Source organism: Bartonella sp. OD88NMGDW, assembly GCF_042193775.1.
GTDB lineage: Bacteria > Pseudomonadota > Alphaproteobacteria > Rhizobiales > Rhizobiaceae > Bartonella > Bartonella grahamii.
The window spans coordinates 70,080-84,844 of the sequence record NZ_JBHIMA010000006.1; the positions used below are offsets into that span (position 1 = coordinate 70,080).

Annotated in this window: 12 protein-coding genes and 1 other RNA gene; 3 read left to right on the forward strand and 10 right to left on the reverse strand. The window is 38.8% G+C overall.

What is annotated here, in order from left to right; genetic code table 11:
- Positions 1-82 precede the first annotated feature (82 nt).
- Positions 83-2,242: an NAD-dependent DNA ligase LigA gene (gene ligA / locus ACFIJR_RS06175; RefSeq protein WP_375653822.1), complete on the forward strand. Its 2,160-nt coding sequence runs from the start codon at positions 83-85 to the stop codon at positions 2,240-2,242.
- A gap of 610 nt (positions 2,243-2,852) precedes the next feature.
- On the opposite strand, the gene ACFIJR_RS06180 is transcribed toward ligA, so the two are convergent.
- Genes ACFIJR_RS06180 through ACFIJR_RS06190 form a run of 3 tightly spaced genes read right to left on the reverse strand, consistent with a single transcriptional unit; the run spans position 2,853 to position 6,174 of the window.
- On the reverse strand, positions 2,853-4,679 hold the full coding sequence (locus ACFIJR_RS06180; protein ID WP_375653823.1) for an aminopeptidase P family protein: 1,827 nt from the start codon (positions 4,677-4,679) through the stop codon (positions 2,853-2,855).
- A 17-nt stretch (positions 4,680-4,696) separates the two neighbouring features.
- Positions 4,697-5,566, reverse strand: a complete 870-nt coding sequence (locus ACFIJR_RS06185) for a 50S ribosomal protein L11 methyltransferase (RefSeq protein WP_375651863.1) — start codon at positions 5,564-5,566, stop codon at positions 4,697-4,699.
- A 26-nt stretch (positions 5,567-5,592) separates the two neighbouring features.
- Positions 5,593-6,174, reverse strand: coding sequence for an SCO family protein (locus tag ACFIJR_RS06190; RefSeq protein ID WP_375626103.1), 582 nt, complete (start codon positions 6,172-6,174; stop codon positions 5,593-5,595).
- A gap of 136 nt (positions 6,175-6,310) precedes the next feature.
- Between ACFIJR_RS06190 and ACFIJR_RS06195 the strand changes: the two genes are divergently transcribed.
- Positions 6,311-6,940 (forward strand): DapH/DapD/GlmU-related protein, encoded by a 630-nt coding sequence (locus ACFIJR_RS06195; protein ID WP_375626101.1) that lies wholly within the window; start codon positions 6,311-6,313, stop codon positions 6,938-6,940.
- 55 nt (positions 6,941-6,995) lie between these two features.
- Here the strand turns inward: ACFIJR_RS06195 and ACFIJR_RS06200 are convergent, their stop codons facing one another.
- The 5 genes from ACFIJR_RS06200 to ssrA form a co-directional block, all read right to left on the reverse strand.
- The gene (locus tag ACFIJR_RS06200) at positions 6,996-9,335 is read right to left on the reverse strand and encodes an ATP-dependent helicase (RefSeq protein WP_375653825.1); all 2,340 of its coding nucleotides are present in this window, start codon (positions 9,333-9,335) and stop codon (positions 6,996-6,998) included.
- 121 nt (positions 9,336-9,456) lie between these two features.
- Complete coding sequence (locus ACFIJR_RS06205) at positions 9,457-9,708, reverse strand: ribbon-helix-helix domain-containing protein (protein ID WP_273788067.1); 252 nt, start codon at positions 9,706-9,708, stop codon at positions 9,457-9,459.
- Positions 9,709-9,718: 10 nt separating this feature from the next.
- The gene (locus ACFIJR_RS06210; protein WP_375628971.1) at positions 9,719-9,901 is read right to left on the reverse strand and encodes a DUF4169 family protein; all 183 of its coding nucleotides are present in this window, start codon (positions 9,899-9,901) and stop codon (positions 9,719-9,721) included.
- Between the two features lie 8 nt (positions 9,902-9,909).
- Positions 9,910-10,455, reverse strand: coding sequence for an SspB family protein (locus ACFIJR_RS06215; protein WP_375648164.1), 546 nt, complete (start codon positions 10,453-10,455; stop codon positions 9,910-9,912).
- Between the two features lie 181 nt (positions 10,456-10,636).
- Positions 10,637-10,993, reverse strand: a transfer-messenger RNA (tmRNA) gene (gene ssrA / locus ACFIJR_RS06220).
- Positions 10,994-11,090: 97 nt separating this feature from the next.
- Here ssrA and ACFIJR_RS06225 point away from each other — a divergent pair.
- Positions 11,091-11,396 carry a DUF2853 family protein gene (locus tag ACFIJR_RS06225; protein WP_375627097.1) on the forward strand — a complete coding sequence of 102 codons (306 nt, stop codon included), beginning with the start codon at positions 11,091-11,093 and terminating at the stop codon, positions 11,394-11,396.
- 67 nt (positions 11,397-11,463) lie between these two features.
- Here the strand turns inward: ACFIJR_RS06225 and ACFIJR_RS06230 are convergent, their stop codons facing one another.
- Positions 11,464-12,771, reverse strand: a complete 1,308-nt coding sequence (locus ACFIJR_RS06230) for an MFS transporter (protein ID WP_273790760.1) — start codon at positions 12,769-12,771, stop codon at positions 11,464-11,466.
- A 651-nt stretch (positions 12,772-13,422) separates the two neighbouring features.
- On the reverse strand, positions 13,423-14,733 hold the full coding sequence (locus ACFIJR_RS06235) for an MFS family transporter (RefSeq protein WP_375627100.1): 1,311 nt from the start codon (positions 14,731-14,733) through the stop codon (positions 13,423-13,425).
- Positions 14,734-14,765: the final 32 nt, after the last annotated feature.

Sequence of the window (14,765 nt, forward strand, 5' to 3'; positions counted from 1 at the left end):
AGCTTGTATTTACTGAGATTCACTTTATGAGGAGGCGCGGAGATCATCCTTGTGGCAGTGCTCGTAATTTGGAATAGATTTTATGAACAAAGATGCAGATAAAAATCTCACAGCTGTTGAAGCAGAAAGTGAATTAGAGTGGTTGGCAAAAGAGATTGCACGTCATGATGTGCTTTATAATCGTGATGATCAGCCTGAAATTTCTGATGCAGAATATGATGCTTTGCGCCGCCGTAATGCAGAAATTGAAGCTCTTTTTCCAGAGCTTATTCGTGTTGATTCTCCTTCACATAAAATTGGGGCACCAATTTCTGAAAAGTTTGAAAAATCTGTTCATGCACAGCCAATGCTTTCACTGGATAATGCGTTTAGCTTTGAAGATGTTACTGAATTTGTTGAGCGTATTCGTCGTTTTTTACGGCTTCCAGAAACACAGGTGTTGGAAATAACAGCGGAGCCAAAAATTGATGGTTTATCTTTGTCTTTACGCTATGAAAAGGGGCGGCTTGTGGGGGCGGCAACGCGTGGGGATGGAACTGTCGGTGAAAATGTGACGGCAAATGCCCGAACCATTGCTGATATTCCACAAGTTTTGCAAGGTGATTTTCCTAATATAATTGAGGTGCGTGGTGAAGTTTATATGGGGCGGGAAGATTTCCAAGCATTAAATATCAGCCAACAAGAGAAGGGCAAGTTAACCTTTGCCAATCCTCGAAATGCGGCAGCTGGTTCACTCCGTCAGCTTGATTCACGGATAACCGCTAGCAGAAAGCTTCAGTTTTTTGCTTATGCTTGTGGTGAGGTGAGTGAAATATTGGCAGAAAGTCAAATGGAGATGATGAAAAAGCTAAAAGAATATGGCTTTGTTATCAATCCATTAACAAAAGCCTTTAAGACGTTAGAAGAAATTATTTCTTATTATCACGATATCGAAGAATGCCGTCATTCTTTAAGCTATGATATTGATGGTATTGTTTATAAGGTTAATGATTTGATGCTCCAAAAGCGCTTGGGGTTTGTTTCTCGTTCGCCGCGTTGGGCAATCGCGCATAAATTTCCAGCAGAAAAGGCGATAGCGCTTTTGAAAGATATTGACATTCAAGTTGGTCGCACGGGAGCTTTGACACCTGTTGCACGTCTTACGCCTATTACTGTTGGTGGAGTGGTGGTGACCAATGCTAGTTTGCATAATGAGGATTATATTAAGGGAATTGGTCATAAAGGAGAGCCTATTCGTGAAGGACGTGATATCCGTGTAGGCGATAGCGTGATTGTACAACGTGCTGGTGATGTGATCCCTCAAGTTATTGATGTTATTATTGAAAAACGCCCGAAAGATGCTGCTGTCTTTATTTTTCCTCATTTGTGTCCAGCTTGTGGGAGTCATGCTGTTCGTGAAGTGGGAGAAGCTGTGCGTCGCTGTACAGGGGGGCTTATTTGTCCTGCACAGGCGATTGAGCGTATTCGTCATTTTGTTGCGCGCAATGCTTTTGATATTGAGGGCTTGGGTAAAAAACAGGTAGAGTTTTTTTTCTATGCTCAAGATGAAGCGCTTTGTATTCATACACCAGCTGATATTTTTACTTTAGAACGTCGCCAAGAAAAATCTTTGATACGTTTAGAAAATATAGAAGGTTTTGGGACTGTTTCAGTTCGCAAATTGTATGATGCCATTAATGCACGCCGAGAAATTCCTTTAAGTCGTTTTTTGTTTGCATTGGGAATTCGCCATGTTGGAGAGGTTAATGCACGGCGTCTTGCGCGTACTTATAAAAATTATACAGCTTTTGAAACTGCGGCTATGGGAGCACTTATGCCATGTGATGAGATTAATACAGAAGGAAATGAGGCTTGGATAGAGCTTACCAATATCGAAGGAATTGGACCACAGGTAGGGAGCGCAATTGTTGATTTTTATCAAGAAGCGCATAATCGTGAGGTTTTGTCTGTTTTACTTGAAGAAGTAACCCCTCTTGATGAGGAGCCTATCACGACAGCTTCTTCCCCAATAGCAGAGAAGACAATTGTTTTTACAGGAACTTTGGCGCATATGTCACGCGATGAAGCAAAAGCATTGGCAGAGCGATTAGGGGCTAAAACATCTGGTTCACTTTCTAAAAAAACAGATCTTCTTGTTGCAGGACCTGGAGCGGGCTCCAAATTGGCTAAAGCTGAAGAATTAGGTGTTGAGGTTATCGATGAAGAGACTTGGCTACAGCTGATTGAGGAACATAATGTTTAGAGGGCGTTTTCTAGAAGATGCGTATGCTGTTTGTATGGTTAGCTCTCTTACATTTTTGGGGGGCTGGAATCAAAAAGGGGATAATAGGGGTTGTTTTTTTGCAAAAATAGAGCGCCATATACTTTGATATTTATTAAGTTATTAAAAATGATTAACGTTGAAATTAAATATTAAACTTAAACTCTTATGATTAAGAATATACAAGGTTATTATTAGTAAAAGATATACGTTATCACTGTGAAGCAAGGTAAAAATTGTAACTAAATATGCAGAACTTTTGAATTTAAACGGCGTAATAAGCTGGTTATAATAGGCATTTTAGAAATGAGACGCGGAGGATTACAAAATATAATGAAAATTTCTATATAGCAGAATAAGGCTATAACTCATGTGAAGATGGTGGAGGATAGTTGATAAGCATTATCTGTTACAAGTGTATTCCGCTCTGTTTCAGTTTGGGAAGAGCTTTTATCCTATCGGCAAAAAAACTTGAAGTATTTTATAGAAGCATTTTTTGTGATTGCTGATGGTAAATACGCACTTCTCTCTTTAAAAGAGAAGGGTGTGGTGTTTTTATAAGAAGCGTTAGAAGATATTTGTGTTGCCTCATTTAAAGGGGTAGTGTTGCCTCTTTTGCCCATTTTTTATCTTCTTCATTTAAGTAAGGTGCATTCATCTGATAAACGCGCGCATGGTAATCATTGAGCCATTGCCGTTCTTCTTGTGTCAAAAGCTCTGGGAGAATGAGTTTTCGATCAATAGGGCAAAGTGTAAGCGTCTCAAACGAAAGCATTTCTATATCCCCGCCATCAATTTTTTGTGCTGGATTTACAATTATCAAATTTTCAAGACGAATACCAAAAGCACCTTCGCGATAATATCCTGGTTCGTTTGAAAGAATCATACCGGAGATGAGTTCTTGGCATCCTTTGCGGGAAATATTTTGTGGTCCTTCATGAACAGAAAGATAAGACCCAACACCATGACCGGTGCCATGAGCATAATCAAAACCAGCCTTCCACAATGCAATGCGCGCTAGAATATCAATGTCTTGTCCGCGGGTTCCTTTTGGAAAGTAAGCCGTTGAAAGAGCAATCATACCTTTGAGGACAAGCGTGAAACAGCGCTTTTCTTCTTCTCCAATATTCCCAATTGCTACTGTACGTGTGATATCTGTCGTTCCATCACGATATTGTCCGCCTGAATCAACAAGATAAAGTTCACCCGCATTGAGTTGTTTATTTGTTTGTGTCGTTACACGATAATGAATAATGGCGCCATTTTCTCCTGCTGCTGAAATTGTATCAAAAGAAAGATCTTTGAGTTCTTCTCCCATTTCTTTTGCTGTATTTATGCGAAATTCTTCTAATTTTTGCGCAGCAGAAATTTCACTTATTGACCCTGGTGTTTGTTTATCTAACCAGGAAAAAAAACGGGTTAGGGCAACACCATCGCGTAGATGCGCTTTGCGTGCACCATTGAGTTCTGTGTCATTTTTAATGGCACGTGGTAGAGCGGCAGGATCGGTAAGTGTGATGAAAGAGCTATTGTTTTCTTCAATAACAGTTCGTAATTTTTCGCATGTTAGCTGTGGATCTAATGCAAACACTGTCCCTTTTTGAATATACTCTTTGATCTTTGGAATAAGCTGTTCTGGTTCATATAATTTTGCATAACGTTCCAGATATTGTTTCTGTTCTACACCAAGTTTTTTGCTGCTAATGAATAAGGCTGGTGTTTCGTTAAGTGGAATGAGAGCAAAACACAAGATAAAAGGTGTATTGGAAACATCACTGCCCCGTATATTGAATATCCATGCAATAGAGGAGGGATCTGTAAAAATAAAGGCATTTGCATGAGTTTTCTGTATATCTTTGTAAATCAAAGCGAGTTTTTCATCCGTATCGCACCCAGCATATTTGAGAGGGTGAATTGATAAGGCAGATTGTGGAAATGGTGGCTGATCATGCCAGAGCAGGTCAATGGGATTATGTTGAACTGCTACAAGTTTTCCACCGGCTTCTATCTCTAAAGATTTTTTCAACGTTGCTGTAGCGGCAATCGTGTGGAGCCATGGATCAAAACCAATAGAAAGTTTTTGACCATTTTTTTCAAGCCATTGTGAGGGAGGGCAAGTTATGAGATCTTCATAATCAAAAATATCAGGATCAGTTTGTTGGCGAACTTGGAGCTTATATCGCCCGTCTGTAAATATGATGGCTTTGTTTTTTAAAATCACTGCAATCCCAGCTGATCCAGTAAAGCCGGTTAGCCAGCTAAGGCGTTGAGCATGAGGAGGGACATACTCTCCTTGATGTTCATCGCACCGCGGAACAAGAAAACCATCGAGTCCAAGGCGGTCTAGTTCTTTACGAAGAGAGGCAATGCGCTCTAGAGCATAAGCAGGATTTGTTGTTGCCTCAAAAGATTGATACATAACGACGTCCTTTTCTTTTATTTCAGATGTATCGTAACCCATCCTTGCCGGTGGTATGTTTCGATGTGCTTCAGTCCTTGTTTTATATAAGTCTCCAAAACATGGGCATGTTGTTCCTCAAGAATTCCAGAGAGTATAAGTGATCCCCCTTTTTGAAGTGCTTTTACCACTTCTTGCGCAAGTTCAATAAGCGGATTAGCAAGGATATTGGCAACGATGAGATCAAAAGGGGCTCGTGATGCAATTGCATCATGGGCAAAACCTGTTGCTGTAATAGCTGTGATATATTTTTTTACGCCATTGAATTCGATATTGTGTTGTGCAACTTGAATAGCGACAGGATCAATATCGGATGCAAGAACAGTAATTGGTTTGAGCATTGCTATGCCAATGGCTAGTACACCGCTCCCAGTACCAAGATCAAGTGCATTTTGGGGATTTTCGTGTTTCATCACTTTGGCAATCATTTCTAAACAACCAGCTGTTGTTCCATGATGTCCGGTGCCAAAAGCTTGATTTGCTTCAATTTCAATAGGCAAAACATTGGCTGGAATGTCGCCTCTATTATGGCTTCCATGAAGAAAAAAAGGTCCAGCATGCACAGGTTTTAGTCCTTCAAGGCTTTTTTGTACCCAATCAATGTTGGGTAAAACTTCCATATTAATTTTATCAGGATCTATAGAAAGGATTTGAGCAAAATGTTTCGAAATATGCTCGTAGTTTTCTTGGTCTACATAGAGTGAAAGTTCATATACAGCATTTTGTTCATCTATCTCTGTAAGAGCAAGAGGATAACTTTCTTCGTCAAAGGCTGTGTCTATAAGGGTATAGAACCGTTCTGCTTCATTTTTAGAAGCAGTATAATAGAGGCGAATTTGTTGCGACATACTGTTCTTTCTTTTGATCGGTTTTTTTAGTTTAAGATGAGTTTTTTTAACCGTTCAATGGCGATTTCATCTTTTAATTCGCTATCGCTTTCTTTCGTGTCATAACGGATAACGCCAGCTAATTTTCCACCTTTTTTGAGTAAAAAAATTGCTGCTGTATGGTTATATGTATAGTTTCCATCTGTTCCAGGGACTTTTTCAGCAACGATGTTAAAGGAATTGACCATTTTATGAACTTTATCAGGATCTCCACTGATCCCAATGATTTTATTGTTAAAATTACTGAGATATTCATGGAGCACTTCTGGTGTATCACGTTCAGGGTCAACAGTAACAAACCATATGCCTAATTTATCGGCATTGGGTCCAAGGGCTGTAAGCCATCGATCAAGATTCATCAATGTCGTAGGGCAGATTTCAGGACACATAGTGAAGCCGAAAAAAACTATTGAGGGCTTGCTTCGAATATCAGCCTCAGTGATATTTCTTCCATTAGAATCAGTGAGTGTAAAATTATCACCTAAAGGCTTATTTGTCAGCGCATCATAAATAAAAATACCTGCAAGAAATATGATTGTCAGCCCCAAGATGCGTATTACATTTTTCATAGTTTGACTCTCTTAGATAGATCACGAAATTGTAACATCGGCAGGTTTGTTTTGCAATCTCTGTTTCATGGTTGATTTTATTGGCTTGATTGGTATGTCTTTCCATATCTATTGATGAAACATTGGTGAGGGATGCATGAATATTGAGAACGATCTTCGATTTCATGAAAGTGAGCCTCGTATCCATACGACAGCACGGCTGCATGGTTGTAAATTAGGGCGCTATGTGGAAATTAATGAACGGGTGAGTTTACGGGATGTAACCGTTGGAGATTTTTCTTATTTAGAACGTAATAGTGAGGCTATTTATAGCAATATTGGGCGTTTTTGTTCTATTGCATCTCATGTACGGATGAATGCGTTGGAGCATCCTATGGAACGCGTTTCAACGCATAAAATAACCTATCGTCCTAATGAATATTTTCGTTATATGGCACTTGATCGTTCTTTTCGCGAAAGGCGTTGTGCAAAACGTGTTATTATCGGGCATGATGTGTGGATTGGACATGGCGCGGTTATTATGCCTGGGGTGAAAGTTGGACATGGAGCAATTATTGGTGCTAACGCTGTTATAACGAAAGATGTTATGCCTTATGCGGTTGTCGCTGGTGTTCCTGCTAAACGCTTGCGGATGCGTTTTCCCGATCATGTGATTGAGTGCCTTTTAGAGATGGCTTGGTGGGATTGGTCGCTTGATAAAATTTACGACGCATTGCCTGATATGCAAAATTTACCCATTGAAGTCTTTGTTCGCAAATGGAAATGATAATCAGAATAAAACAAAATGGTCTCTTGAAAAAACTGATGTAGTTTGCTTTTAGTCAAGCTTTGTTTACAAAATTATCCAGTACACGCTTTTCTCCGGCTTTTTCAAACATTATTGTCAATTTATGATCGTCTATTGCTGTAATATGACCATAACCAAATTTTATGTGAAAAATCCGATCATTGATAGAAAAATCTGATGATTCATGAGAGATTGATTGAGTGATAATTTTCCCTTCAACCGTTTTGTTTTTTTGTGCACGCTTTTGTCTTGCTGTTGCATAGTCAGTATAACAGAAATCGTGATGTTGAAAGGAAGATTTTCCATAACCACCATAGGATGTTTCCATTTCTACAACTTCTATATGTTTTGCTGGTAATTCATCTAGAAAACGGGAGGGGAGAGCAGGTTGCCAAAGTCCATGAATTCTACGATTAGATACAAACCATATATGCAGGTGTTTTTTTGCTCTTGTAAGTCCAACATAAGCAAGACGCCGTTCTTCTTCTAATCCTGAACGTCCACCTTCATCTAATGAGCGCTGATGGGGAAAAAGTCCTTCTTCCCAGCCAGGAAGAAAAACTGTTTCAAATTCAAGCCCTTTGGCTGAATGAAGTGTCATGATGTTGACCGCATCGGTATTTTCATTGTTTTCAGCATCCATAACCAGTGCAACATGTTCCAAAAAACTTTGAAGATTTTCAAATTGTTCCATGGAACGGATCATTTCTTTAAGATTTTCTAGACGTGTAGGAGCCTCTGGTGAGCGATCTTCTAACCACATGGTTGTATAACCAGAATCATCAAGGATAATCTCGGCAAGTTCTTTATGAGGAGTGTCTTGAAGCATATTTTGCCAGCGGCGGAAGTTTTCAATAAGGCTTCGTAACGCACTGCGTGCCTTAGGCTTTAACTCATCTGTTTCAATGATGTCAGCGGCCGCGGAAAAGAGAGGAACAGCACGTGCTCGCGCACTCTCATAAAGAATGCGCAGGGTTGCATCGCCTATGCCGCGTTTCGGTGTATTAATAATACGCTCAAAAGCTAAATCATCAGCAGGTTGGACAACAACGCGTAAATAAGCCATAGCATCACGTATTTCCATTCGTTCATAAAAACGAGGACCACCAATGACGCGATAATTAAGGCCAAGTGTTACAAAGCGATCTTCAAATTCACGCATTTGGAATGATGCACGCACCAATATAGCCATATGATTTAATGCATGACCTGTTTGTTGTGCTTGTTCAATTTCTTCTCCGATTGCTCGTGCTTCTTCTGCCGAATCCCATGCTGAATGAATTTTTACCTTTTCTTCCTCACTCTTTATTTGAGCAGAAAAAAGGACTTTTCCCAGTCTGTCTTCATTATGAGCAATGAGATGGGAGGCGGTTTTAAGAATATGGGATGTTGAGCGATAATTGCGTTCTAGACGAATAATTTTGGCAGAAGGAAAATCTTTTTCAAAACGTAATATATTCTCGACTTTTGCACCACGCCATCCATAAATGGATTGATCATCATCACCAACACAACAAAGATTAACATGTTGACCTTGGGGATGTTGTGCCAAAAGGCGAAGCCAAAGATATTGTGCTGTATTTGTATCTTGATATTCATCGACAAGAATATAGCGAAATTGAGAATGATATTCGCGAAGAATATCTGGATTATGTTGGAAGATAGAGATAGAATGAAGCAGAAGATCGCCAAAATCACAAGCATTAAGATCTTTTAATCGATTTTGATAACTGTGATAAAGTTCGCGTCCCATGCCGTTACCAAAGGAATGAGCATCACTTTTTGAGATATGTGTTGGTGAAAGTCCTTGATTTTTCCAAGAATCAATCATCATGGCGAGGTTTCGTGCGGGCCAACGCTTATCGTCTAGTCCCTCAGCTTGAATAAGCTGTTTTAAAAGTCGAAGAACATCATCGCTATCAAGAATTGTAAAGTTTCTTTTTAAACCAACAAGCTCTGCGTGACGGCGTAAAATTTTAGCGCCAGTGGAGTGAAAAGTTCCAAGCCAAGGCATACCTTCAACAATTTCTCCAATAAGTTCACTAATACGTATTTTCATTTCACGTGCTGCTTTGTTGGTGAAAGTGACAGCAAGTATTTGCTGAGGAGAGGCAAGTCCAGAGCGTAAAATGTGAGAAATACGGGTTGTTAAAACGCGCGTTTTTCCTGTACCAGCACCTGCAAGAACTAAAAGAGCTCCCTCAGTATTCATAACAGCTTGTTGCTGTTCTGGATTGAGTTGTTCTAAATAGTCTGTGTTATACGATTTTTGTTCTTTTAGAGTATGGGAGAAAAAACTAGAGCTCTTCTTATCATGGTCTGGAGGGGAATCTTCTTCAAAGAAAGGCATGTTGTGATCAGAAAAATTACTCATTGTATCTCTTTTGTAGTCTTTTTTTCATTGAAGTTCTAGATTAAAAAAACTTCTCTTAAAAAAGTCACAACAGCTCCAGTTGAATAAACAGAAAGAGAACGTAAAAAAATAAGCACAAACATCAAAGGCGTTGGGTGAGAACGCTTTGAAGGGCATAAACGCGTAAGGAAGCCGAAAGATTGACTTGTTGTGGTCTTTTGCTATCAATATCAGTGATAATAAAGGCTAAAGATTGTCCTTTTTTGCGGGCTATATCTTTTAGAATATCTAAAAATGGTGGTTCTAAAGAGACGCTTGTTGCGTGTCCATCAACGCGAACAGATATCTTTCGTGGAATGACTTTTGACCAATCGATAGAATTATTTTCGTGCATTTTTCCACCTTTATTCGTCGTTTCGTAAACGATTTTGATCAAGAAATTTTTGCGTTTTTAAAGATTTTTGTTGATCAAAAAATTTTTCAGTTTTTGTTCGTCCAAAACGATAACGATTTTGCTCAGCACGAAGAGATTTTTCTGTACGTTTTTTTTGTTTTCGAAATTGGCGAAGATTAATCAATTCAGTCATGAAAAAATTTATTTTTTCCGAAAAGAGTCTAAAGAGACAACATCAGCACTTTGTTTTGTATCGTTATTTGAAGATTCTTTATTTGTACTGAAATTTTGTTCTTTTGTAAGCGTATTTTCTTTTTTTTGTGTGTTTGATAAGGTAATGGGCGTAGTTGAGGTATTTTCTGAATTTTCACTTTCTCCAGAGGCAGGATTTGAGGGCAGATCAAATGCTGCTTCAAATGCTGCTATAGGATCATAAAAGACCTGAATGGAAGTAAAAGGAATCACGAGCTTTTCGTTTATTTCCCTGAAGGAGAGGGTTACTTCGAAAGCTGTTTCTGAAACACTGAGATCTCTAAACTGATGTTGTAAAACGATTGTCATTTGCTCGGGATAGCGATTTTTTAGCCGAGGAGAAATTTTAACGCCTGGGGCATTCGTCAAAAAAGTTATAAAAAAATGATGATTTCCCGGAAGACCTGCTTTGCTAACTTCCGATAAAACTTTACGGATAACTCCACGAAGCGCATCCTGAACGAGAATATCGTAACGGATTTGATCTTTAACCATCGAAGTTTATTCCTTTTATTTCACGTAGCAGAACGGGGCGTATTGATATTGTGTGATAGAATACGTTTTAAAATTAGCAATATTTTGTCTACGATGCACCTCAATAAATCGAATAAATACGAAACTCTATGGTAAATAATGTCTGATAATGTCTGAAAGATCAATCAATAACATTTAAAAAAGTGAAGGCTTCTGTTGCCAGGTGCCTCCGAACCCCGCTTAAACCTGCGATGGTTTAAGACTTAAATTGAAACATTCGCACTGCATTAAGCAGCGAGACGTGCTTCCGCATAGTTGTCATTTGCAACTACTCATTTAGTCCGATAACGGTGGTACTATGCCGAGTAAAAGAGCAATCTTTACGCCCTTGTCGATCCTATTTCGCCCCCACCAAAATATAATTTTGGCCTCTTATATTTTGGTGGAGGCGCCGGGTACCGCCCCCGGGTCCAATGAGTTTATTTCATTGTCCATTTATTACCATAGCTGGTAAACCAGCTCTTTAAATATAGATGAAGAACAGTCTTAGGAAAAGGGGGGGTTGTTAATATTTTTAATGCTCTAATTATTTATGGAGCTATATGACGCGGCTGTAAAGTATAGTCCGCTGATTTTTGGAGAGGAGATGATGCAAAATGACAAATAATCTAGCAGATATTAAATTATATGATTCAAATCCCGATGAAGCAGCAATAGAACGACTTAGCCGTCGTTTAGCTTTAGTGATGAAAAAACAAGATGCATCACTTGTTGCTACATCGGATCCAAAAGAGTTAGAGCAGGTTGAAAAATGGGTTCAAGATGTTTTAGAAGCTGATGAGAAGAGTGCTAAAATGGCTGTCTCAAAAGTGGCTGAAATGATGTCTGGAGAGCGTAGAAAAAGTCGTATGACTTTTTATTATCTAGTTGCTAAGCACCTTAATGCACTTCATAAAATTTAAACAATATTAAATTTGTGATAATGATAAAAAAGCCCAATTTCTTGGGCTTTTTCGTTGATAAAAAGGTTTAATGTTTTTCATCCTCTTGGAGGTATCCCCCTTTACGCATACTCGGGACAAAGAGAAGAGCAATGAATGCCATGATCATCACAACGGTTATATAAAAATAAAAGAGTGATTCATGACCATACTTTTTTAATCCAAGCGCAACGTATTCAGCAGAACCACCAAATAAGGCGTTGCCAATGGCATGAGAGATGCTAACGCCTAATGCGCGTATTGAAGAGGGAAACATTGCTGATTTTACGACACCAGAGATGGATGTATACATGCTCATAATGAAGAGCAAGCCAATAATGACGGAAAAGGCAACCCATATACTATGCGTATTACCGATTATCCAGAGTCCAGGAAATGTAAAGATGACAGAGAGTATACTCCAAATGATAAGTAAAGTTTTTGTTCCAATTTTATCGGCTATGATACCAGCTATGGGTTGGAATAGGATAAAAATAAATAGTACAGCTGTCATAATCGTTGTTGCGGTATGTTTATCAAAGCCGGTGGTTGTGATCAGATATTTTTGCATATAAGTTGTAAAGGTGTAAAATGTGAGTGATCCTCCTGATGCAAAGCATGCAATTACGACAACGGCTTTTGTATGCTTGGTGAGAAGTTCCTTAAGACTGCCAGAGTGTTTGTGAGAGCGGCTTTCTTTCGTGGTTGTTTCGTGGAGAGAACGACGCAGATAAATCGCAATCACTGCCCCGAAACCACCAATCACAAAAGGAATGCGCCATCCCCATGCTTTTAACTGATCTTCAGAGAGATAAGATGCTAGAATAAATATAATGAAGCTAGCAAGAAGTTGACCTGTAATAAGGGTGGCAGATTGGAAAGAAGCAAAAAGCCCACGATGTTTTTTGAGGGCAACTTCGCTCATATAAGTGGCTGCTGTACCATATTCACCACCCGCTGAAAGTCCTTGCATCATCCGAGCTAAAAGTAAAAGGATTGCTGATGTTATTCCTAAGGTTTCATAGGTGGGAAGTATGGCGATGAAAAAAGAGCCACCACACATCATAAAAATGGATATAAGCATCGAGCGTTTACGTCCATAACGATCGGCGACAAATCCTAAAAACCAAGCTCCAATAGGGCGCATAAGAAAGCCAATAAAAAAAACACCCGCGGTTTTTAACAGTGGCGTAATCGTATCACCATCGGAGGGAAAGAATTGTGATGCAAAATAAATCGATGCAAATGAGTAAACGTAAAAATCATACCATTCTACGAGATTTCCTGATGCGCTTGCTATAATAGCAAAAACGCGTTTTCTTGCATCCTGTGATGCTGAAGTTGTTTCATTTTTCATGAATTGTTCCCCTTTTGTATTTATAGTTTATATTTTCTAAACCTAATTGTTTATGATTTCCAGAAAAATTCAATTGTATTATAATAATTCTTAGGGAAACTCTTTAAGATGATTTATTAGAGTCAGGTTGTCATTCGTTTTAAGATTTTTACTTGTGTTATAGAATAAAAAGTTATCACGTTGCATTTAAAGGGAGAGAACATTGAAAAGTAGATCAAGATACCTTTAAACTTTATGAGAAGAATGCAATTATTGGCATACGGGAAGATCATAGAAGAGATGGTCTTTATGAGCAGAAAGCCTAAAAACTGAAGACATTGTATAAAGCTTAAATAATGTAAAAGGGCATTTTTGTGTCCTTACTTATCTTGTTGTATCATAACACATCATCATTTAGGAGGGTGAGGTAAGGCTCAGATAAGGTTTTCCGTATAAGGTGTTTTTTAGATATCGTGATAAATATTTAGGATAGGGCTTGCCTATAGAATCTTATCAAGTAAATTACATAAAGAAGGCAGTAACTATAGACAATTTAAGAGAAACTGTGTTGTTTGTAAGACGAATGCGGGGCGGACTTTTCGTTCTTTATTAGGGTGGAGAGGAGATCAAAAAAAGCCCAATTTCTTGGGCTTTTTTATCCAGAAAATAAGTTTAATGAAGTTTATTGTCTTTATCGAGATATCCTCCTTTATCTATATCGGGCATAAGGAGAATAGAGATGAGTGCAATGACCATCATACCAACTATGTAAAAAAAGAAAACAGATTCGTATCCCATATTTTTTAATCCAAGCGCTACATATTCAGCAGAACCGCCAAATAGTGCATTCCCAATGGCAAAAGCAAATCCAACACCAATTGCGCGGATTGAGGCTGGGAACAATTCTGCTTTTATGATACCAGCAATGGACGTATAAAAACTCATAACACAGAGTATTCCAATAATGATTAAGAGTGCTGTCCATGGATTATGGGCATTACCGATCATTTTAAGTACAGGGATGGTGCAGATAATGGATAATACCCCCCAACTAATGAGTGAAGCTCTTGCTCCAATTTTATCGGCTATGGAACCTAAAAGGGGTTGGAGTAGCACAAAAATAAAGAGGGCGGCAGTCATTATCGTTGTTGCGGTTTGTTTATCAAAGCCGGTGGTTGTGATCAGATATTTTTGCATATAAGTAGTGTATGTATAAAATGTGAGTGATCCACCAGCTGTAAAGCCAACAACCAAAAAGAAAGCTTTTTTATGATTGCGAAAAAGTTCTCGAAGACTACCAGCATGTTTTTCAGAGCGGCTTTTGTGGGTTGTTGTTTCATGGAGCAAACTACGCAGATAAATTGCAACGATTGCTCCAAAGCCACCAATCACAAAAGGAATACGCCATCCCCACGCTTTTAACTGATCTTCCGTAAGGTAAAGGGATAAAATAAATATTATAAAACTTGCGAGAAGTTGACCTGTGATCGTTGTTGCATATTGAAAAGATGCAAAGAGCCCACGACGATTTTTGGGTGCAACTTCGCTCATATAAGTTGCTGCTGTACCATATTCACCGCCAACGGAAAGTCCTTGAAACATGCGGACTAAAAGGAGGAGGAATGCTGCTGTTATTCCCAAGGTTTTATAAGTGGGAAGTATGGCAATGAGAAAAGAGCCACCACACATCATAAAAACAGAAATAAGCATTGAGCGTTTACGTCCATAACGATCCGCAATGAATCCAAAGAGCCATGCTCCAATTGGACGCATAAGAAAGCCAATAAAAAAGATTCCTGCAGTTTTTAAAAGTTGTGTAACGATATCTTCATCTTCAGGAAAAAATTGTGATGCAAAATAAACCGATGCAAAGGAGTAAGCATAAAAGTCGTACCATTCTACCAGATTTCCTGATGCACTGGATATGATAGCAAAAATACGTTTCCTTGTATCATGTGGATCTAAAGTTGTTTGATTATTCATGAAGTATTCCCCTTTTAGATCTATAACTTTTC

Bases quoted from the DNA above. Each gene is read 5' to 3' on its own strand.
- ligA (WP_375653822.1), top strand. From the start codon at position 83: ATGAACAAAGATGCAGATAAAAATCTCACAGCTGTTGAAGCAGAAAGT.
- ACFIJR_RS06180 (WP_375653823.1), bottom strand. From the start codon at position 4,679: ATGTATCAATCTTTTGAGGCAACAACAAATCCTGCTTATGCTCTAGAG.
- ACFIJR_RS06185 (WP_375651863.1), bottom strand. From the start codon at position 5,566: ATGTCGCAACAAATTCGCCTCTATTATACTGCTTCTAAAAATGAAGCA.
- ACFIJR_RS06190 (WP_375626103.1), bottom strand. From the start codon at position 6,174: ATGAAAAATGTAATACGCATCTTGGGGCTGACAATCATATTTCTTGCA.
- ACFIJR_RS06195 (WP_375626101.1), top strand. From the start codon at position 6,311: ATGAATATTGAGAACGATCTTCGATTTCATGAAAGTGAGCCTCGTATC.
- ACFIJR_RS06200 (WP_375653825.1), bottom strand. From the start codon at position 9,335: ATGAGTAATTTTTCTGATCACAACATGCCTTTCTTTGAAGAAGATTCC.
- ACFIJR_RS06205 (WP_273788067.1), bottom strand. From the start codon at position 9,708: ATGCACGAAAATAATTCTATCGATTGGTCAAAAGTCATTCCACGAAAG.
- ACFIJR_RS06210 (WP_375628971.1), bottom strand. From the start codon at position 9,901: ATGACTGAATTGATTAATCTTCGCCAATTTCGAAAACAAAAAAAACGT.
- ACFIJR_RS06215 (WP_375648164.1), bottom strand. From the start codon at position 10,455: ATGGTTAAAGATCAAATCCGTTACGATATTCTCGTTCAGGATGCGCTT.
- ACFIJR_RS06225 (WP_375627097.1), top strand. From the start codon at position 11,091: ATGACAAATAATCTAGCAGATATTAAATTATATGATTCAAATCCCGAT.
- ACFIJR_RS06230 (WP_273790760.1), bottom strand. From the start codon at position 12,771: ATGAAAAATGAAACAACTTCAGCATCACAGGATGCAAGAAAACGCGTT.
- ACFIJR_RS06235 (WP_375627100.1), bottom strand. From the start codon at position 14,733: ATGAATAATCAAACAACTTTAGATCCACATGATACAAGGAAACGTATT.